Origin of the sequence: Mesorhizobium sp. M0618, assembly GCF_040320765.1 — a bacterium.
Classification (GTDB): domain Bacteria; phylum Pseudomonadota; class Alphaproteobacteria; order Rhizobiales; family Rhizobiaceae; genus Mesorhizobium.
The window spans coordinates 206,162-225,983 of the sequence record NZ_JAMYQH010000004.1; the positions used below are offsets into that span (position 1 = coordinate 206,162).

A 19,822-nucleotide genomic window follows, 5' to 3' on the forward strand; every position below is an offset into this window, starting at 1 on the left:
AGGTCGCTCGCACCGCGCTGGTGGTCAGATATCCAGCGTGTGGTCGCGCTCCCATTGCGTGAAGTGCGAAGCATAGGAATTCCATTCCTGGTGCTTCAGCTTTAGGTAGGCCGACGAGAATTCCTCACCCAGCGCCGCCTTGAGCGATTTGTCCTTGTCGAACTCGCGCAGCGCGTCGAGCAGATTGAGCGGCAGTTTTGGCGCGCCCTTCACCGTGTGCCCATGCTGGTACATGTCGATGTCGTAGCGCTTGCCGGGATCTGCCTTCGAGCGGATGCCGTCGAGGCCGGCGGCGATGATGACCGCCTGCAGGAGATAGGGGTTGGCCGCCCCGTCCGGCAATCGCAGTTCGAAGCGGCCGGGGCCGGGCACGCGCACCATGTGGGTGCGGTTGTTGCCGGTCCAGGTCACCGTGTTCGGCGCCCAGGTCGCGCCCGAAATGGTGCGCGGCGCGTTGATGCGCTTGTAGGAATTGACCGTCGGGTTGGTGATCGCGGCCAGCGCGGAAGCATGCTTCATGATGCCGCCGAGGAAATTCCGGCCCTTGGCCGACAGGCCAAGCTCCATCGCATTGTCGGCGAAGACGTTGGTCTTGCCCGATTTGTCCCAGACCGAGATATGGGCATGGCAGCCATTGCCGGTCAGGCCCTGGAAGGGTTTGGGCATGAACGTCGCGCGCAGGCCGTGCTTCTCGGCGATCGACTTGACCATGAATTTGAAGAACGAGTGCTTGTCGGCGGTCGCCAGCGCGTCGTCGAAGGCCCAGTTCATCTCGAATTGGCCGTTGGCATCCTCGTGGTCGTTCTGGTAGGCGCCCCAGCCGAGCGCCAGCATGTGGTCGCAGATCTCGGCGATGACGTCGTAGCGGCGCATCACCGCTTGCTGGTCGTAGCAGGGCTTTGAGGCCGTGTCGTATTCGTCGGAAATCGTCTTGCCGTCCGGCGAGATCAGGAAGAACTCGGCCTCGACGCCGGTCTTGACGTGCATGCCGTCGCTGGCGGCTTCCGCGATCAGCCGATTCAGCGTGTTGCGCGGCGCCTGGTCGACCTCCTTGTCGTCCATGATGCAGTTGGCGGCGACCCAGGCGACCTCCGGCTTCCACGGCAGCTGGATCACCGAGTCCGGGTCCGGCACCGCCAGCATGTCGGGATGCGCCGGCGTCAGATCAAGCCAGGTGGCGAAACCGGCAAAGCCGGCGCCATCCTTCTGCATGTCGGCGATGGCTTGCGCCGGCACCAGCTTGGCACGCTGGCCACTGAACAGGTCAGTGTAGGAAATCATGAAATATTTGACGTTTTTCGCCCTTGCGAATTCAGCAAGATCAACTGTCACGGAAGTTCCCCATTTTTTTGTCGATTGTGGCCCCAGAGCGTATGGGCTTCGGCCCTTCATTGATTAGAAGCCGTTCTTCCCCGGTATCCAGTTGGTGCCGGCCAGCGGTACGCCGGCCATAGCGGCTGCCTCGATCGTCAGCGCGACGAGGTCCTCGGGTTCCAGATTGTGCAGGCTGTTCTTGCCGCAGGCACGGGCGATGGTCTGCGCTTCCAGCGTCATCACCTTGAGGTAGTTCGCCAGCCGGCGTCCGGCGGCCACCGGGTCGACCCGCTTCATCAGTTCGGGGTCCTGCGTGGTGATGCCTGCGGGGTCGCGCCCCTCGTGCCAGTCGTCATAGGCGCCGGCCGTGGTGCCGAGCTCGTTGTACTCCGCCTCCCAGCGCGGGTCATTGTCGCCGAGCGCGACGAGTGCCGCCGTGCCGATCGAGACCGCGTCGACGCCGAGCGCCAGCGCCTTGGCGACATCGGCGCCGTTGCGGATGCCGCCGGAGACGATCAGCTGCACCTTGCGGTGCATGCCGAGATCCTGCAGCGCCTGCACCGCCGGCCTGATGCAGGCAAGCGTCGGCATGCCGACATTTTCGATGAACACTTCCTGGGTGGCTGCGGTGCCGCCCTGCATGCCGTCGACGACGACGACATCGGCGCCGGCCTTCACCGCAAGCGCGGTATCGTAATAGGGCCGGGCACCGCCGACCTTGACGTAGATCGGCTTTTCCCAGTCTGTGATTTCGCGCAATTCGAGGATCTTGATCTCGAGATCGTCGGGACCCGTCCAGTCCGGATGGCGCGAGGCCGAGCGCTGGTCGATGCCCTTCGGCAGCGTGCGCATTTCGGCGACGCGGTCGGAAATCTTCTGGCCAAGCAGCATGCCGCCGCCACCCGGCTTGGCGCCCTGGCCGACGACGACTTCGATCGCATCGGCACGGCGCAGATCGCGCAGGTTCATGCCATAGCGCGACGGCAGGTATTGATAGACCAGCTGCTTGGAATGGCCGCGCTCTTCCTCGGTCATGCCGCCATCGCCGGTGGTGGTCGAGGTGCCCGACAGTGTGGCGCCGCGCCCGAGCGCTTCCTTGGCGGGCCCCGACAGCGAGCCGAAGCTCATGCCGGCGATGGTGATCGGGATCTTCAGCTCGATCGGCTTCTTGGCATGGCGTGAACCGAGCACGACTGATGTGTCGCAGCGCTCGCGGTAGCCTTCGAGCGGATAGCGCGAGATCGAGGCGCCGAGGAACAGGAGGTCGTCGAAATGCGGCAGCTTGCGCTTGGCGCCGGCGCCACGGATATCATAGATGCCGGTCGCCGCGGCGCGGCGGATCTCGGAAAGCGTGTAGTCGTCGAAGGTCGCGGATTTGCGCGGCGTCGTCGGCGGGTTGCGATAGGTCATGCTGCCTCAATACGCGTCGGCGTTGTCGATATTGAAATTGTAGAGGGTACGCGCCGAGCCGTAGCGCTTGAACTCCGCCGGCTTGACGCCGGTCACGCCGGCGCGGTCGAGCAGGCCCTGCAGCAATTCCAGATGCTCGGCCCTCATCTCCTTGGCGATACAGTCGGCACCCAAGCTGTCGACCTTGCCGCGCACGAAGAGCCGCGCCTCGTAGATGGAATCGCCCAGCGCGTCGCCGGCATCACCCAGCACCACCAGATTGCCCGACTGCGCCATGAAAGCCGACATGTGGCCGATATTGCCGTGCACGACGATGTCGATGCCTTTCATCGAGATGCCGCAGCGCGACGAGGCATTGCCTTCGATGACCAGCAGGCCGCCCTTGCCGGTGGCGCCGGCATACTGGCTGGCGTCGCCTTTGATGGTGATCGAGCCCGACATCATGTTCTCGCCGACGCCAGGGCCTGCCGAGCCATGCACGGTAATGGTGCTGCCGGAATTCATGCCGCCGCAGTAATAGCCGACGCTGCCGCGCACATCGATGGCAACAGGCTGGTCGACGCCGACGGCGACCGAGTGGCTGCCTTTCGGGTTCAGCACTTCCCATGCCGTTTCGTTCGAGCCGGGCGCCAGATTGTGCAGCGCCTGGTTGAGTTCGCGCAACGACAGCTGGTCGAGATCGAAGACTCGAGGGTCGTGCGCCGCGGTCTTTGAAAGCGTGGTCGCCGGCATGAACTCAATGCTCCCAGAAATAGACGGTTGCGGGCTCGGGTTCCCAGACCCTCGCATTGTCTATGCCGGGCAGTTTGGTCAGCGCGCGATATTCCGAGCCGAAGGCGACATACTGGTCGGTCTCGGCCATCACGGCGGGCTTGCAGGCGATCGGATCGCGCACCACGCCAAAGCCGTTCTTGGTGCCGACGACGAAGGTGAAGAAGCCGTCGAGGTCGGAGAGCGTGCCTTCCAGCGCTTCGCCGAGATTCTTGCCATGCGCCATCTGCGACGAGAGATAGGCGGCGGCCACTTCAGTGTCGTTCTCGGTCTCGAATTTCATGCCTTCGCGGATCAACTCGCGGCGGACATTGTTGTGGTTCGACAGCGAGCCATTGTGCACAAGGCACTGGTCGGCGCCGGTCGAGAACGGATGCGCGCCCATTGTCGTCACAGCCGATTCCGTCGCCATCCGGGTGTGGCCAATGCCATGCGTGCCGGTCATCTTGCGGACATCGAAGCGATCGACGACCGCCTCGGGCAGGCCAACTTCCTTGTAGATCTCGACAACGTCGCCGGCGCCCATGATGCGGATGTCGGGGCGCAGCGTCTGGATGGTTTCGCGCGCTTCATCGATCTTGGCGGGCGTGGTCCTGACGACCGCATGGGTGGATTTCACCGCGATCGTCACCGGGGTGCCGATGGCCTTGGCGAGCTCCGCCTCGAGGCCGCGGAAATCGCGGTCCGGCTTGGCCGACTGAATGGTGATCTTGGCCTCATTTTTGGAAGGCGCGCCATAGATGGCAATGCCGGCGCTGTCGGGACCGCGATCGCTGAGCGAGATCAGCATCTGCGACAGCATCGCGCCAAGCTGGGGCTCCAGCGACTTGTCCTTCAAAAACAGTCCGACAATTCCACACATGTCAGCCTCCCGATGTTTGTAGCTAAGAGATCGTTTGTAGCTAAGAGAGGATGTATCGAATGAGTTGCACAAATTCAATCGTATGAAAAAAATATTCCTCTAGTTACCTATGCGGCTCAATGCCGCTCTGCGCACTGTCGCCGTCTCGCCGGGCATTGTGAACCCATTTCGCGGTGCGGATGCGAGCGATCTTGTAGGCGTCGAGAATCGACAAGGCATAGATCAGGAAGCCGCCGGCGTGACGGCCGGCAAAGCTGGCATCCGACGGTGCGATCTTGGCCGTCACCCATGCCAGGATCACCATGAAGAAAAGGAACTGAAGGCCGCGCACCGGCACGCCGAGAATGACATGCCCGCTTCCCGGCAACACGATTGCGGCGCCGAGAACCAGATAGGGGTTGGTGGGTGCAGTGGTGGGAATGGTCATGCGGCCTGCCGTTCGCTTTTGTTGATGGCGTCGCGAAGCGCCGACACCGACACCAGCAGTCTTTCGATCAGCGCGGGATCGAGTGTGGCGTCGCCGAATTCGGCCTGCCGAAAGACGCCATAACGCGCCCGTTCGGCTTCGGCCAGCAGCCACACGATGCGTACCCCTTTCGGGGTGATCAGCAGTTCCTTGGCGCGCCCTTCGGAAAAAATCCCGAGGTGGCCGGCGATGGTCTCCAGTGGGAAGTGGACGCCCCTGCGATCGGTCCGCAACACGGCCTCAGCCGGAAATGCTGAGCTCTTCGGCAGCGTGTGCTCGAGATGATCGAAATTGGAGAAGGTCGTCGGCGATCCCGGCCGCATCATCATGTCGAACGTCGCCGGCACCGCGACCTCTTCGGTGATCGAAACACTGAGCCAGCGCGCCGGCAGTTTTCGCGTCGCCAGCGTATCGACGATGGTGCGCACCTGGACACGTTTGCTGTTCCAGGATCCTTCCCAGGTGATGACGCCGGCGGTGCCATCCGAAACATTGGCAGCGTCGGCGATGACTGTGCGGATGCGGCCTTGCTCAACGGCGAGCGCCATCGATGCCCTGCTGCGGCTGGCACGCGCCTGCCGGGCAAGGTGGAGAACGACAGCCAGGACGATGGCCCCTGCCAGCAGTGCTGATGTCACCTCGGACATTTTCTCATGCCAGGCCCGCCCAGGCTATGGACGGGCCTTCTCCCATCAATAACCCTGCGGCTTCGGCCACGGCATGGTGAACTGATCGCCGCGCCGCACGAATTTGTAGCGATAGAAATGGAACCACAGTGAGATCAGGAAGTAGAAGGCGACCATGGCGATCAGCTGCGAGCCGAAGCCGAGGAAGATGGCGAAGAAGGTCACCACGCACAGGCAAAACAGCACGATGGCCGGGATCGGGTGGAAGGGGTGCGTGTAGCCGCGCCGGATCGAGCCCAGCGGCCACTTCTTGCGGAACATGATGATGTTGATGCTCATGAAGGTATATTGCAGCACGCCCGACAGGATCGAGAAGGTGATCGCCTGGTTGAGGTCGGCGATGAAGGCGAAGGCCAGCGCGATCGGCAGCAGGAACAGGATCGAACGATAGGGCGTGCGATATCTCGGATGCACGGCCGAGAACCATGTCGGCAGATAGCGGTCGCGGCCGAGCGAGAACCAGGCGCGCGCCGCATCGTTGATGCAGCCATTGGCGGAGGCCATTGCAGCAAGCAGCGTGGCGACGAACAACAGGTTCTCGAGCAGCGGGCTGCCAGTCAGTTTGCCGGCGTCCCACAGCGGATAATAGGTGATGCCGAGATATTCCCATGGCATCATCGAGGCGCAGACATACCAGGTCATGGCGGCTGCGATCAAAAGCGTGATCATGCCGGCCATGGTGCCGTAAGGCAGCGAGCGGGCCGGCGAGCGCACTTCCTCGGCGGCCTGTGTGGTGCCCTCGATGCCGAGATAGTACCAGATGCCGAACTGGAAGGCGGCGATGACGCCGATCCAGCCATAGGGGAGCGCATTGCCGGGAGTGACCAACTCGTTCAGCTTCAGCACGGCGCCTTGCGTCCACGGGCTGACCGAAAAGAACAGGATGACGATCGAGATATAGGCGACTGCTGTGATGACGAAGTTGACGTTGAGCGTCATCAGCACGCCGCGATAGTTCAGCCACGCCAGCACGACGATGGTCGCGGCGATGAAGGAATTGTGGGTGAGCCCTTCGACGCCGGCCTTGGCGACGATGGTGTCGCCGAGCAGGATGGCGTCGGACACTTCGAGCATGGTGTAGGCAAAGACCAGGAACAGCGCGACGTTGAACGCCATCAGCGGTCCGACGATGTGCTTTGCCTGCGCATACTGGCCGCCGGCGGCGGCCACGGTCGATGTCACCTCGGAATCGATCATGGCGACCGAGGTGTAGAGCAATCCCACGACCCAGCAGACGATCAGCGCGGCCAGTGCGCCACCCTTGTCGGCCGAGAAATTCCAGCCGGTGAATTCGCCGACCAGGACGATGCCGACGCCGAGCGCCCAGACATGGGCCGGTCCGAGCACGCGCAGGAGTGAAACTCTGTCCCCTTGGGCAGCCGGGGCAGCCGGTTCAAGTGCGATCGTCATTGTTCAATCCTCACTCAGATCCGGTGTTTTTCGGAAGTGGCTTCCAGTTCGCCTTCGCGCGAGGAGGTCAGCACCTCTTCGGAGAAGGTCGTGTCGACCTTGAACCAGTCGTAGAGCATCCACAAAGCGAGCACGATCGAGATGCCCCAGCATGCGTAAGAGAGTGCCACCCACATGATCGTGTCCCCCGAATTAGATCGTCCTCAGAACTCTTACTTGTCGTCGAATTTTTCGTTGATGACGTCGCGGTATTCGCGGTCTGATGCACGAAACAGGAAGATGAAATAACCGATCAGCACCGCCGCCATGATGATCAGCGTCGGCCAGTCGATGACATAGTGGAAGCGGTTCTGGATGATGTCGTGCGCGGTCTCGGGCGTATAGCCGAGCTTTTCCCAGATAGACGCCATGGTCGGGTTCTGGCCTAGCGCTTCCCAGGTCTTGGCGTCGAGCGCGTCGATGGATTTCGCCGCGCCGGCGAGGCCCAGCTTGAGCGGTAGCCACAGTGCCACGAAAATGGCGACGACGACGACGGCGATGTCGAAAACCTGCCCGGCCTTGCTTTGCTCCGGCGGCGTGTAGCGGGACATTTCTTCTACCCCTCAGGACTTGCGGTTGCTGAACGCGTCGGCGTTCTTGATGTCGAGCCCGTAGATGAATTCCTTGTCTTCCTTGTAGTGCTTGACCATCGCCAGGATGGCCGCGGTGTTGAAGATCAGCACGGCGGCGGCAGCGATAGCCACCACGGCCTTGATGCCGCTGTGCGGGATGTAGGGCCATGTCATGAGGAGGACGAAGACGATTGTCGCCCACAGGCAGACGATCAGGAGCGCGGCTCCGCGCACGTCGGAACGGTACAGCGCTTCGATGCGCTGCTGCATGTCTGACATCGGTTTCTCCCCTTTTCCGCCGTCCGGTTCCGAATCTCCCGTCCGCCGTCCTCTTTCAACAGAGTGAAATTTTTTTCATAAATTCAGTCCGAATTCCGCAATTGTCAAGCACGATTTACGTGGGGTTAACCGTTTGCTGTGCGTGACGGATTTTGCCTGACAATGAAATTAATTGCTTATGGGTATTGCGGCGCCCGGAGGTTTGCGGTCAATATTCGGCCAAAGCTCCCGCCGCTGCGCAGGGGGCAGGGAACAGCAAGAGATTTTTCGAAACGGAGGACGAGCGGATGACGGCATCCTGGAGATTTTCGACCCTGGCGGATCGCCACCGAGCGCTCGGTTCGAAGCTCGAAGACTGGAGCGGCATGGGAACCGCCTGGACCTACGACAAGGATGCCGACGAGGAGTACATCGCCATCCGCACCAAGGCTGGTCTGATGGATGTCTCCGGCCTCAAGAAAGTCCACATCACCGGACCGCATGCCTCACACCTGATCGACCTGGCGACGACGCGCGATGTCGAAAAGATCTATCCCGGCAAGTCGGCCTATGCCTGCATGCTGAACGAGGCGGGAAAATTCACCGACGATTGCATCCTCTACCGCACCGGCCCCAATGCATGGATGGTCGTGCATGGTTCGGGCACCGGCCATGAGGAGTTGCAGCGTGCTTCGGTAGGACGCGACGTCTCGCTGCGCTTCGACGACAATCTGCACGATCTGTCGCTGCAGGGTCCGACAGCGGTCGACTATCTGGCCAAGCACGTGCCGGGTATTCGCGACCTCAACTATTTCCATCACATGCAGACGCAGCTGTTCGGTCTTCCGGTGATGATCTCGCGCACCGGCTATACCGGCGAGCGCGGCTACGAGATCTTCTGCCGCGGCCAGGATGCCGGCACGATCTGGGACAGGATCCTCGACGAGGGCAAGAGCGGCGGCATCATTCCGTGCCGCTTCACCACGCTCGACATGCTGCGCGTCGAAAGTTATCTGCTCTTCTACCCCTACGACAATTCGCAGAAGTATCCGTTTGAGAACGAAGGCCCGGGCGACACGCTGTGGGAACTCGGCCTCGACTTCACCGTCAGCCCCGGCAAGACCGGCTTTCGCGGCGCCGAGGAGCACTATCGCCTGAAAGGCAAGGAGCGCTTCAAGATCTATGGCGTGCTGCTCGACGGCAAGGAGCCGGCCGACGAAGGTGCGCCGGTCTATCGCGACGGCAAAAAGGTCGGCGTGGTGACCTGCGCCATGTATTCGCCGCTGGTCGAGAAATCGATGGGCATCGCCCGGCTCGATGTCGACTGCGCGGTCCAGGACACCAAGCTCGAAATCCGCAACAAGAGCGGTGCCATCAAGGCGACGGCGCAGCCGCTTCCATTCGACGATCCCAAGAAGACCAAGCGCACGGCGAAAGGTTGAGGCATAGTCAACACCGAGGGGTTCGAGGCACGAAGACATAAATGGCAGCCAAAAGTATCATCAGCCGGCCCGTTTACGGAACCTTGTCTCCGCAACCCGGCAAGCATCATCTTTTCATCGCGGACGCGGAAGGGGCGCTGGCGATAGCGGAGATGGCCGGGAGGGCGCCGCCCGGGTTTTTCGACGACGCCGAAATCGTCTTCATTCCAGGGCCGGACGGCAAACATGCCGTCGCGCTCGAAGCGTTGAAGCCGGCACAGTTCCACCAGGCGCCGTCCTTTGCCAGCCTGCTGCCACGGCTGAGGCAGACACTGGCCAACGCGCATATGGGCTTGCGCCTCTATCTCGCCGGCACCGAGGGCCTGATCGGCCAGGCGATGCAGTTGGCGCTTGAAGCCGGCATCGACCACACCTCGATCCAGACCGAGCACCGCGGCTCGCTGGCGCGCCGCATGCAATGCGTCCATTGCAAGGGCATCACGGAGAATGTGACGACGCAGCCGGCGACCTGCGCGCATTGCGGCCTGCTGCTTCTGGTGCGCGACCATTATTCCAGGCGCATCGCAGCCTTCCAGGGCGTCTGCATCAATGCGGAAGATCGCTCGGAGATTCCTCCGATGGAGGAGATTTTTCGATGAGCACCGGAACAACAAAACTCGATGTCGTTGTCAGCGACGTCGTCCCGGTCAACGACCTCGTCACCCGCTTCCATTTTCGCCGGCGCGACGGGCAGCTCTTGCCGACTTTTTCCGGCGGCGCCCATGTCGTGGTCGAGATGCGCGACGGCGAACGCACCAGGCTCAATCCCTATTCGCTGATGGGCTCGCCGCTCGACACGCGCGAATACACGATCTCGGTACGCCGCGACGATGTCGGCCGTGGCGGCTCGCTGTTCATGCACCGGAGCGTCAAGCCCGGCATGGAGATGGTGGTCAGCTACCCCGTCAACCTGTTCTCGCTCGACCTGCGCGCCAAAAAGCATCTGATGCTGGCCGGCGGCATCGGCATCACGCCGTTCATGGCGCAGACCGCTCAGCTTGCGGCGGAAGGCGGCAATTTCGAACTGCACTACACCTGCCGCACCGCATCGCTCGGCACCTATGCCGATGTGCTGCGCGAGCGCTACGACCGCCGGGTCAGGCTCTATCACGACGACCTCGAGGAGCGCATCGAACTCGACCGGTTGCTGTCGACGCAGCCGCTCGGCACGCATCTCTATGTCTGCGGCCCGGCCGGGATGATCAACTGGGTGCGCGATCGCGCGGCAAGCCTTGGCTGGCCGGCGGAAACTGTGCATTTCGAGCATTTCGCGGCACCTCAACCCGGACTGGCGTTCGACGTGACGCTTGCCGTCAGCGGCAAGGCGATCCGCGTCGATGAACAGCAGAGCCTGCTCGAGGCGATCGAGGCGGCCGGCGTCGATCCGCCCTATCTCTGCCGCGGCGGCGTCTGCGGCCAGTGCGAGACCAACGTCATCTCTTGCGACGGCAGGTTCATCCACAACGACCACTGGCTGAGCGAGGAAGAGCACCGTTCGGGCAGGAAGATCATGCCGTGCGTGTCGCGCTTCGAGGGCCGGTCGCTGGTCCTGGAACGGTAGGAGAAGATCATGGGCATTACCTTTCGCAAGGAAACGTTCCGCGACGACTTCACCTTCAAGAACAGCCCTGAGCACATCAGGCGCTTCCCGTTCCCGTTCCACGAAGACGCCTACATGTATGCGGTCAACATCGAGCCGCATGTCGTCGGGCCCAGGGGCAGCGTGCTGGAAAACCTGATCGACGTCGACGAGCACTATGTCGCCGAGATGCAGGACCGCGCACTGGTCCTGGCCGAGGATCCGCTGCGCTGCCAGTCGCTGCCGCACATGACGCTGGCCGGCTGGGACCTGCTCGAGCTTTTGATGGAGCAGCAGGCGCTGGGCTATCCCGAGCATTTCACGCTGACCCGCGACGGCGATCGCTGGCGCTGGATCAACCGGCCGCTCGGTATCGACGACACCTTCACTTTCGGCGACACCTCGACGCTGCCTTACGGCCCGATGGAATACATCACCCGGCAAAGCCAGGGCGATTTCTGCATCCTCGACCAGCGCGACGGCAATCTGTGGATGGATGCCGGCATGGTCACCACCCAGGCCGACTGGTCGCTCGATTTCGACATCGGCATGAACTTCTTCGAATGGCATGCGCCGGTGCCGCTGGCGCATGAGAAGGGGATTTTCGTCAGGGCGCTGAAATTCCTCACCAACATCCAGCAGGGCAAGCCGGCGCGGCGCCTGAATTGGACGATGACCATCAATCCGCGCCTCGACACCAGCCCCGAGAACTACCACAAATGGGGTCCGGACCGGGCGACGGTGACGCCGGACAATGTCGGCGACAAGGTACATCTGCGTGTCGAGCTGCAGAGTTTCTGGCGCCTGCCGCGCTCCAACGGCATCGTCTTCCCGATCCGCTGCTATCTTATCAAGATGGACGAGCTGGCGACGCAACCAAAATGGGCACGGCGCCTGCACCGCGTCATCCGTGACCTGCCCGAGGAGCTTGCCAACTACAAGGGCTTGACGCGTTATCGCCCCGCGTTGGTCGAGTGGCTGTCGAAGCTGGATGATGGGAGCGCGACAAGTCCGGGGTTTGGGCCGGATTGAGCAAGGCCCCCTCATCCGGCCGCTACGCGGCCACCTTCTCCCCGAGGGGAGAAGAGATAGCCAACGCTGGCGCCAGCCTCCTCTCCCCTCGGGGAGAGGTCGGATTGCCCCGAATTGCCCTTCGCAATTCGGTTGCCAATCCGGGTGAGGGCTGCTTGCGTCCCGCTCACCCCGCGCTCTGCGGATAGCAGATAATCGACAGATACCGCATCGGCAGTTTCGTCAGTTGCTCCGGCCCGTGCGGTGCGTCGGCATCGAAGAACAGGCTGTCGCCGGGCTTCATCGGGTAGAGGTTGCTGCCGTGGCGGTAAACGACCTCGCCTTCGAGCATGTAGAGGAACTCCATGCCCTCATGCTGGAAGGTCGGGAACACATCGGAATCCTCGGTCAGCGTGATCAGATAGGGCTCGACGACGACGCCGCTGGTGTTGGAGCCGATATGGCCGAGCAGATTGTACTGATGACCGGCACGGGTGCCGCGGCGCTCGACATCGAGGCCTTGGCCGGCCTTGACGAAGACGGCGCTGCGCTCTTCCTCGAAGCGGCGGAAAAAGGCGGTGACAGGAACGCCGAGCGCCCGCGACAGCGCCTGCAAGGTGGTCAGCGACGGCGAGGTGATACCATTCTCGATCTTCGACAGCATGCCCAGCGAAATGTCGGTGGCGACCGCGAGATCAGCGACGGTGATACCGAGTTTCTTGCGGAACGCCCGCACCTCGCGGCCGATCGCCACCTCCAGCACTTTTTCGCGCGTGTCGCGAATGGCATGCGGGTTCTGCGTCAGCGGCGCGCGGATGGTCTTGCCGTCGGCCGAAACCTTTGGCAGCGGATTGGCCGTCGCACCGGCGAGACCAGCCTTGGGATCGGAAACCTTCTTCGCCATGTCGCCCCCGGCACTCCTGGGATTTATTTCACTCTAGGTGAACATGTCAGGTGCCGATACAGGAGCGCAACTGCGACGGCAAGTCGCGTGAACGCGCATGCGCACGATAATGATGTTTGGCAGCGTCCGGTTTTTCGCGGGAAATCCACATCGGCGGAACCTTGTTTCAGCATCGGGCTGTTGACAGCACGAAAGGGCCAATTACTGTCCTGTGAGTGAAATTTGTTTCGTAAGAGCAATTCCGGGAAAGGCGCATAGCGCTTTCCCCTTGGGAATTGCGTCAAGACAAAGTCGAAACCAGATCGGGAGGCCTGCCATGAAAAGTCGCGTTGCCGTCATCGGAGCCGGCCCGTCCGGCCTGGCACAGCTCAGGGCCTTCAAGTCGGCGGCCGACAAGGGCGCCGACATTCCCGAGATCGTCTGCTTCGAAAAGCAGTCGGATTGGGGCGGCCTGTGGAACTACACTTGGCGCACCGGCCTCGACGAGCATGGCGATCCGGTGCACGGCTCGATGTACCGCTACCTCTGGTCGAACGGACCGAAGGAATGCCTGGAATTCGCCGACTACACCTTCGAGGAGCATTTCGGCCGGCCGATTGGCTCCTATCCGCCGCGCGCCGTGCTGTGGGACTACATCAAGGGACGCGTCGAGAAATCAGGCCTTCGCAAATGGGTGCGCTTCAACAGCCCGGTGCGCATGGTGACGTTTTCCGACGAGACGAAGAAATTCACCGTCACCGCGCATGACCGCACCAACGACGTCACCTATTCGGAAGAGTTCGACAATGTCGTCGTCGCTTCCGGGCATTTCTCGGTGCCCAACGTGCCCTATTTCGAGGGCTTTTCGACCTTCAACGGCCGCATCCTGCATAGCCACGATTTCCGCGACGCGATGGAGTTCAAGGGCAAGGATATATTGATCATCGGCCGCTCCTATTCGGCCGAGGACATCGGCTCGCAATGCTACAAATACGGCGCCAAATCGATCACCTCCAGCTACCGCTCGAAGCCGATGGGCTTCAAATGGCCCGACAATTGGAAAGAGGTGCCGCTGCTGCAGAAGGTCGTCGGCAAGACCGCGCATTTCAAGGATGGCACCACTAGGGATGTCGATGCCATCATCCTGTGCACGGGCTACCTGCACTCCTTCCCGTTCCTCACCGAGGACCTGAAGCTGAAGACCGCCAACCGCATGTGGCCGGACGGGCTCTATGAGGGCGTCGTCTGGGAAAAGAACCCGAAATTGTCCTTCATCGGCATGCAGGACCAGTTCTACACCTTCAACATGTTCGACGCGCAGGCCTGGTTCGCCCGCGACGTCATCATGGGCCGCATCAAGCTGCCGTCGGCCAAGGCAATGGCCGAGCACGGCGCGAAATGGAGGACGCGTGAGGAAACGCTCGAAGACGCCGAGCAGATGATCTGGTTCCAGGGCGACTACACCAAGGAATTGATGGACCAGACCGACTATCCGGGCTTCGACGTCGAGGCGGTCAACCAGACCTTCATGGAATGGGAACATCACAAGGCGGAGAACATCATGGGCTTCCGCGACCACGCCTACCGCTCGCTGATGACCGGGACCATGGCGCCGCTGCATCATACGCCGTGGCTGCAGGCGCTGGACGATTCGATGGAGAGCTATCTCGAGATGAAGGGCGTCGCGGCGGAGTAGGGCGGCGCCTGCTATCCCAGCCTCGCCCTGGCCTTCGCCGTCCAGGCGCCGAACAGTCGGTCGGCGACGATGCCGATGAAAGCGATTGCCAAGCCCGCGACGATGCCGCGGCCGGAATCGGCCTTGGACAGCGCGATGAACACTTCCTGGCCGAGATCGCGGGTGCCGACCATGGCGCAAATGATGATCATCGCCAGCGCCATCAGGATCGTCTGGTTGACGCCAAGCATGATCTCCGGCAGCGCCAGCGGCAGTTGCACGCGAAAGAAGGTCTGGCGTGGCGTGCACCCGGAAACCTTGGCTGCCTCGATCAGCGCCGGCGGCACCTGCCTGATGCCGTGATTGGTGTAGCGGATCGCCGGTACCACGGCGAAGGCTATCGTTGCGATCATCGCGGTGACGTCGCCGACCCGAAACAGCATCACCACCGGGATGATGAAGCAGAAGGATGGAAGCACCTGCAGCGTATCGATGACCGGTGTGACGATCTTCTCGAAACGATCGCTGCGTGAAGCCATCAGGCCGATGGGAATGCCGATCAGGCAGGCGATGAAGGCAGAGATACCGCAGAGATAGACCGTCGCCATGGTCTTTTCCCACAGGCCGGTGATGGCGCAGAAGGCAGTCAATGCGGCGACCAATACAGCGAGGCGGAAGCCGCTGAGTTGATAGCCGGCGAGGCCGAGCAGGAATACCGCGCCCAGCCAGGGAAAGCCCTCGCAAAAGGCGCGCAGCGGGTTCAGCAGATTGAGGATGAGCGCCACGCGAAACGCTTCGATCATGTCGAAGAAATTGATCGTCACCCAGTTCACCGCCGCCTTCCACAGCGGTGCGGTGGTGAAGGTGATCGCTTTTGGCACCGCCGCGAAGGCGGGCACGAACAGGCCAAGCAGCGTCGTCACGACGAGAATGGCGATCGCCAGCGTCAGGTTGGGGTAGCGCCGCCAGAGGCTCGGGCTGATCGCCTGATGGACATGGCCCTTTGCTTGGCTGTGCGCGACGGCCTGGCTCAGCCGGTCGAGCGCAATGGCCAGTGCCACGATGGCAAGGCCGGCTTCCATCGCCTCGCCAACCTTCAGTGCGCGCAGCGCCAGGAGCACGTCGTAGCCGAGGCCGCCGGCGCCGATCATCGAGGCGATGATCACCATGTTCAACGCCAGCATGATGACCTGGTTGACGCCGATCATCAGTGTCGGCCGCGCCGACGGCAAAAGCACCCGCCACAGTTTCTGCCGCGCCGTGCAGCCAGCCATTTCGCTGAAATCGTCGATCTCTGACGGCACCCGCGATAGGCCCAGCATCGTCGCCCGCACCATCGGCGGGGTGGCGAAGATGGCGGTCGCGATCATCGCCGAGACCGGGCTGTTGCCGAACAGCAGTAGCATCGGGATCAGATAGGCGAAAGTCGGGATCGTCTGCATCAGGTCAAGGGCAGGGGAGACGACAAGCCTTTCCGCCCATGGCTTGCGCCACGCCCAGATGCCGGCGAACAGGCCGGTGACGATGCAGAACGGCACCGCGATGGAAATCAGCGCCAGCGTCAGCATGGCACTGGTCCATTGGCCGAACAGGGCGATGTAGAGGAAGCAGCCGCCTACCAGCAGGCTGAGTTTTCTGCCGCCAACGGCATGACCGGCGAGGAAGGCGGCGGCGCAGACGCCGACCCAGGACAGGCGCGGCAGGATATAGGCGTCAGCGCCGTGGCCGATCTTGAAATTCTTGGCCAACAGATTGAGCGCGAAATCGAGGGGAACGCCGAGCACAGCGGTGATCGAGCGGGTCAACCAGGACAGGTTCGACTTGATCCAGCGCATCAGCGCGCTGACCCAATCGGCGACCGGCACGACGGCGCTGGCCGGATAATTGACGGCCCAGGGCAGGCGATCCTGCAGCAGGAGCACGACAAGCACAACGGTAAGCGCTGCCGCCCAGATCAGCAGCCATACCTGAATCGGCCGTGGCCTTGCCTCGCTGGCGCTTGCTGTCACCGTCATGCGCCGACCCTTGAGCGATCGATGCCGGCCAGCAGATCGATCACCGCTTGCGGCGTCACCTCGCCGATCGGCTTGCCGGTGCCGTTGACCACCGCGAACGGCTTGTTGGCGGCAACGATGCCGGCCGAGAAGCTGGCGATCTTGGCATCCGGGGCAACGGTGCCGCCATGTTCCGAGCCGTCGCAGGCGCGCATCAGGCTGCGTGCTGAAATAACCTTGGCGCGGTCGACGTCCCGGGTGAACTCGGCGACATAGTCGGTCGCCGGATTGACCACCAGCTCCTCCGGCGTGCCGATCTGGATGACCTCGCCATCCTTCATGATGGCGATGCGGTCGGCCAGCCGGATGGCCTCGTCGAAATCATGGGTGATGAAGACGATGGTCTTGTGCAGCATGGTCTGCAGCCGCATCAGCTCGTCCTGCATTTCGCGGCGGATCAGCGGATCGAGCGCCGAGAACGGCTCGTCGAGGAACCAGATTTCCGGTTTTGTCGCCAGGCTCCGGGCGATGCCGACACGCTGCTGCTGGCCGCCGGACAGCTCGCGCGGATAGAAATGCTCGCGGCCACGCAGGCCGACAAGTTCGATGACCTCGCGCGCCCGCGCTTCGCGTGTCGCCCGGTCCTGACCCTGGATGCCGAGCGGGAAGGCGATGTTCTCCAGCACGTTGAGATGCGGCAGCAGGGCAAAGTTCTGGAACACCATGCCCATGCGGTGCCGCCGCAATTCGATGAGTGCTGCATCGGAGATTTTCAGGAGGTCATTGCCTTCGAATTCGACCTTGCCATGGGTCGGCTCGACCAGCCGCGACATGCAGCGGACCAGCGTCGACTTGCCGGAGCCCGACAGGCCCATGATGATGAAAATCTCGCCCTGGCGGATTTCGAGGTCGACGGCGCGCACCGCGCCGACCAGCCCGGCAGCAGTGACGTCTGCCATGCTGGCCTTGCCGTCGCGTTCGCGGATGAAGTTGGCCGCGTTCGATCCGAACAGCTTCCAGACGTTGCGGCAGGCGAGCTTTATCGGACGGGCATCCTTTGGCGTGCCCACCACGTTTGGCTCCCGTTCAGTCTTGCCCGTCATTCAAACGTCCTTCTGGAACATCAAGAATTGAGACCCGGCTGATCAAGCAGCCGGGTCTCATTTTTCCAGTTGGAACGATCACTGCGCCCAGGCTTTCCAGTCGGCCTCGTGGGCGGCGATCCAGGCTGCGGCGACATCTTCCGGCGTCTTGCCGCCGAGATCGATCTCGCCGCTCATCTTGTTGAGTTCGTCGGTGTCGACCGTGTAGGCCTTGGCCACCTTGTAGGCGACCGGCCATTTGTCCTTCATGCCGGACCAGGAGTACTTCCAGATCTCGCCATGCGGCTTGCCGCAATCATATTTGGCGTCGGGATTGGTGCCCCATTTCGGGTCGTTGTAGCACTCGGGCGTGTATTCGGGGAATTCCACCCACTCGCCCTTGTACTTGGCCGGCGCCCAGTGCGGCGAATAGATCCACAGCATGATCGGCGCCTTGCGCTGATAGGCCGAGTCCAGTTCGGCGAACATCGCCGCGTCGGTGCCGGCATGGATGACGGTAAAGGGCAGCTTCAGTGCCTCGACGCGCTCGTCGTCAAAGCCTTCCCATGTCACCGGGCCACCGAGGTAGCGCCCCTTCGGTGCGGTCTCCGCCGTCGAGAAGGCCTCGGCACACTTCGGGTCTTTCAGCGCTTCCCAGTTGGGCAGGCCCGGGCATTTCTCCTTCATGTATTCGGGAAACCACCACTCTTCCTTGGCCTTGGGTCCGAGCTTGCCGAGCCGTTCGGTCTGGCCGGTCGCATCGGAGGCTTTCATGGCTTCGCCGGCAGTCGTGTCCCAGAATTCCATGCCGACATCGAGATCGCCATTGGTGAGACCGGTGGTCAGGCTGGAGAGGTAGTCGGCGGTGGGATACTCGACGGTGTAGCCGAGCTTTTCCAGGATGCCGCCGAGGATCTTGGCGTTCAGGTTGACGCTGGTCCAGTCGAACAGCGCGATCTTGATCGGGTCGTTCGATTCCGGCGCGGCTGCGTAAGCCGGTGATGTAAGCGCACTTGCGGCGGCAAGCGCGAAGGCTCCCATTGTTAAGTTCGAAATCACACTGCGAAGTGACATGCTTGTTCTCCTTCAAACTGTGAAAATTATCGTTCGTTCCCTTCTTGCGGCTTTTCTTGATTGTGTTGGAAAGGCTGGTCTTTGCGCAAGGCCGTCGGCGCCAAATTGTTGCCCCGGCTTTGGCCAGCGCAGGCAAGATGGTGCTCAATTCTGGTGATGATGGGACAGGATTGGAGTGTCGGCGTCATGGCTGCCGACGGATCGCTGCGGGAGCGGTCATCTGCGGATCGATTGCCAGTCCTGCGGCGCCCCTGCAAGGTGCGAGCCATCAAGGTCCTATGATCTCGGCTACCCGCCTGGTAAGCCCCATCTCGCCAAGGCCGTTTCATAGGATGAAATTATATATACCAAGGTTCATGTCGCGCAACGACTAACGCTTCGCGAGACGTACAAATTCAGACTGCAGGCGAAGCTGAGCTCTTACCAGCAGACGTAGCCGCCATCGACAATCAGGTCGAGGCCGGTGACGAAGCTCGCTGCGCGGCTGGCGAGGAACACCGTCGGCCCGACCATTTCCTCCGGCGCCGCCATGCGCCCCATCGGCGTGTCGCGCTTGAAGATCTTCACTTCTTCCGCCACCTCCGGCCGCTTGTTCATCGGCGTCAGCGTGTAGCCCGGACTGACGACATTGACGCGCAGGCCGCGATCGGCCCACTCCATGGCGAAGCTCTTCGACATGTGGATGACGGCGGCCTTCGAAGAGTTGTAGTGCGCCTGCGTCAGGCCGCGGTTGACGATGGTGCCCGACATCGAGGCGATGTTGATGATCGAGCCCTTGCCTCGCACCAACATCTTGCGCGCTTCGGCCTGACAGGACAGGAACACGCCGGCGACATTGACGTCGTGAACCTTCTGCCATGTCTCCAGCGGCATCGTCTCGGCGGGTTCGGAGCCGGCAATGCCGGCATTGTTGACGGCGACGGTGAGCGCACCGAGTTCGCTCTCAACGCGATCGATCGCAGCCGCGAGATCGCTCTGCGATGTCACTGTACCGGTCAGCACCAGCGCTTTGCGGCCGAGTGCCGCGATTCGGTGCGCGGTCTCGTCCAGCCCACCCTTCGATGTATGGCCGAAACAGGCGACGTCGGCACCTGCCTCGGCGAGCCCGATCGCGATTGCCTGGCCGATGCCGCTACCGGCGCCGGTGACCAGCGCGACATCGCCATCCAGCTTGAAAAGATCCATCGAGTGCCCTCCCTGCCTCGGAGAGGGTATGGCTGAGCCGTGTTTCGATCAAGCGCCCGCGCGCAGGCGG

20 protein-coding genes are annotated in these 19,822 nt (G+C 62.3%); 5 read left to right on the top strand and 15 right to left on the bottom strand.

Annotated features, from left to right (window positions below):
- Positions 1-24: 24 nt before the first annotated feature.
- The 10 genes from glnT to NKJ04_RS06805 form a co-directional block, all read right to left on the bottom strand.
- A complete protein-coding gene (glnT, locus tag NKJ04_RS06760) occupies positions 25-1,332 on the bottom strand; it encodes a type III glutamate--ammonia ligase (RefSeq protein WP_023808741.1) in 1,308 nt (435 codons plus the stop codon).
- A gap of 63 nt (positions 1,333-1,395) precedes the next feature.
- Complete coding sequence (locus tag NKJ04_RS06765) at positions 1,396-2,724, bottom strand: FMN-binding glutamate synthase family protein (RefSeq protein WP_023808740.1); 1,329 nt, start codon at positions 2,722-2,724, stop codon at positions 1,396-1,398.
- Between the two features lie 6 nt (positions 2,725-2,730).
- The gene (locus NKJ04_RS06770) at positions 2,731-3,456 is read right to left on the bottom strand and encodes a GltB/FmdC/FwdC-like GXGXG domain-containing protein (protein ID WP_128302431.1); all 726 of its coding nucleotides are present in this window, start codon (positions 3,454-3,456) and stop codon (positions 2,731-2,733) included.
- Between the two features lie 4 nt (positions 3,457-3,460).
- Positions 3,461-4,357, bottom strand: a complete 897-nt coding sequence (locus NKJ04_RS06775; RefSeq protein ID WP_023808738.1) for a class II glutamine amidotransferase — start codon at positions 4,355-4,357, stop codon at positions 3,461-3,463.
- Positions 4,358-4,460: 103 nt separating this feature from the next.
- Positions 4,461-4,784, bottom strand: coding sequence for a hypothetical protein (locus NKJ04_RS06780; protein WP_127291046.1), 324 nt, complete (start codon positions 4,782-4,784; stop codon positions 4,461-4,463).
- A complete protein-coding gene (locus tag NKJ04_RS06785) occupies positions 4,781-5,470 on the bottom strand; it encodes a hypothetical protein (protein ID WP_352628558.1) in 690 nt (229 codons plus the stop codon). The genes NKJ04_RS06780 and NKJ04_RS06785 overlap by 4 nt, the downstream gene beginning before the upstream one ends.
- 45 nt (positions 5,471-5,515) lie before the next feature.
- Positions 5,516-6,919: an APC family permease gene (locus tag NKJ04_RS06790; protein WP_023808735.1), complete on the bottom strand. Its 1,404-nt coding sequence runs from the start codon at positions 6,917-6,919 to the stop codon at positions 5,516-5,518.
- A 14-nt stretch (positions 6,920-6,933) separates the two neighbouring features.
- Complete coding sequence (locus NKJ04_RS06795; protein ID WP_013532900.1) at positions 6,934-7,095, bottom strand: hypothetical protein; 162 nt, start codon at positions 7,093-7,095, stop codon at positions 6,934-6,936.
- A gap of 36 nt (positions 7,096-7,131) precedes the next feature.
- Positions 7,132-7,509, bottom strand: a complete 378-nt coding sequence (locus NKJ04_RS06800) for a hypothetical protein (RefSeq protein ID WP_023808734.1) — start codon at positions 7,507-7,509, stop codon at positions 7,132-7,134.
- Positions 7,510-7,521: 12 nt separating this feature from the next.
- On the bottom strand, positions 7,522-7,809 hold the full coding sequence (locus tag NKJ04_RS06805) for a hypothetical protein (RefSeq protein ID WP_352674049.1): 288 nt from the start codon (positions 7,807-7,809) through the stop codon (positions 7,522-7,524).
- A gap of 287 nt (positions 7,810-8,096) precedes the next feature.
- Between NKJ04_RS06805 and NKJ04_RS06810 the strand changes: the two genes are divergently transcribed.
- From NKJ04_RS06810 to NKJ04_RS06825, 4 genes are read left to right on the top strand one after another with little or no spacing between them, the layout of a single operon-like run.
- A complete protein-coding gene (locus NKJ04_RS06810) occupies positions 8,097-9,230 on the top strand; it encodes an aminomethyl transferase family protein (protein WP_352674051.1) in 1,134 nt (377 codons plus the stop codon).
- A gap of 41 nt (positions 9,231-9,271) precedes the next feature.
- Positions 9,272-9,868, top strand: a complete 597-nt coding sequence (locus tag NKJ04_RS06815) for a dimethylamine monooxygenase subunit DmmA family protein (RefSeq protein ID WP_352674052.1) — start codon at positions 9,272-9,274, stop codon at positions 9,866-9,868.
- A complete protein-coding gene (locus tag NKJ04_RS06820; RefSeq protein WP_352674054.1) occupies positions 9,865-10,830 on the top strand; it encodes a PDR/VanB family oxidoreductase in 966 nt (321 codons plus the stop codon). Before NKJ04_RS06815 ends, NKJ04_RS06820 begins: the two co-directional genes overlap by 4 nt.
- A 9-nt stretch (positions 10,831-10,839) precedes the next feature.
- Complete coding sequence (locus NKJ04_RS06825; RefSeq protein ID WP_352674055.1) at positions 10,840-11,880, top strand: heme-dependent oxidative N-demethylase family protein; 1,041 nt, start codon at positions 10,840-10,842, stop codon at positions 11,878-11,880.
- 166 nt (positions 11,881-12,046) lie between these two features.
- Here NKJ04_RS06825 and NKJ04_RS06830 read toward each other — a convergent pair whose 3' ends face one another.
- The gene (locus tag NKJ04_RS06830) at positions 12,047-12,763 is read right to left on the bottom strand and encodes a helix-turn-helix domain-containing protein (RefSeq protein ID WP_352674057.1); all 717 of its coding nucleotides are present in this window, start codon (positions 12,761-12,763) and stop codon (positions 12,047-12,049) included.
- Between the two features lie 316 nt (positions 12,764-13,079).
- Between NKJ04_RS06830 and NKJ04_RS06835 the strand changes: the two genes are divergently transcribed.
- Positions 13,080-14,438, top strand: coding sequence for a trimethylamine monooxygenase (locus NKJ04_RS06835; RefSeq protein ID WP_128302438.1), 1,359 nt, complete (start codon positions 13,080-13,082; stop codon positions 14,436-14,438).
- Positions 14,439-14,449: 11 nt separating this feature from the next.
- Here NKJ04_RS06835 and NKJ04_RS06840 read toward each other — a convergent pair whose 3' ends face one another.
- The 4 genes from NKJ04_RS06840 to NKJ04_RS06855 all read right to left on the bottom strand — a co-directional run bounded on the left by NKJ04_RS06840 (position 14,450) and on the right by NKJ04_RS06855 (position 19,752).
- Positions 14,450-16,432, bottom strand: a complete 1,983-nt coding sequence (locus tag NKJ04_RS06840) for an ABC transporter permease (RefSeq protein ID WP_352674059.1) — start codon at positions 16,430-16,432, stop codon at positions 14,450-14,452.
- Positions 16,429-17,514: a quaternary amine ABC transporter ATP-binding protein gene (locus NKJ04_RS06845; protein WP_352550932.1), complete on the bottom strand. Its 1,086-nt coding sequence runs from the start codon at positions 17,512-17,514 to the stop codon at positions 16,429-16,431. Before NKJ04_RS06845 ends, NKJ04_RS06840 begins: the two co-directional genes overlap by 4 nt.
- Before the next feature lie 78 nt (positions 17,515-17,592).
- Positions 17,593-18,567 (bottom strand): ABC transporter substrate-binding protein, encoded by a 975-nt coding sequence (locus tag NKJ04_RS06850; protein ID WP_127291030.1) that lies wholly within the window; start codon positions 18,565-18,567, stop codon positions 17,593-17,595.
- Positions 18,568-18,987: 420 nt separating this feature from the next.
- The gene (locus NKJ04_RS06855) at positions 18,988-19,752 is read right to left on the bottom strand and encodes an SDR family oxidoreductase (RefSeq protein WP_127291028.1); all 765 of its coding nucleotides are present in this window, start codon (positions 19,750-19,752) and stop codon (positions 18,988-18,990) included.
- Positions 19,753-19,822 lie beyond the last annotated feature (70 nt).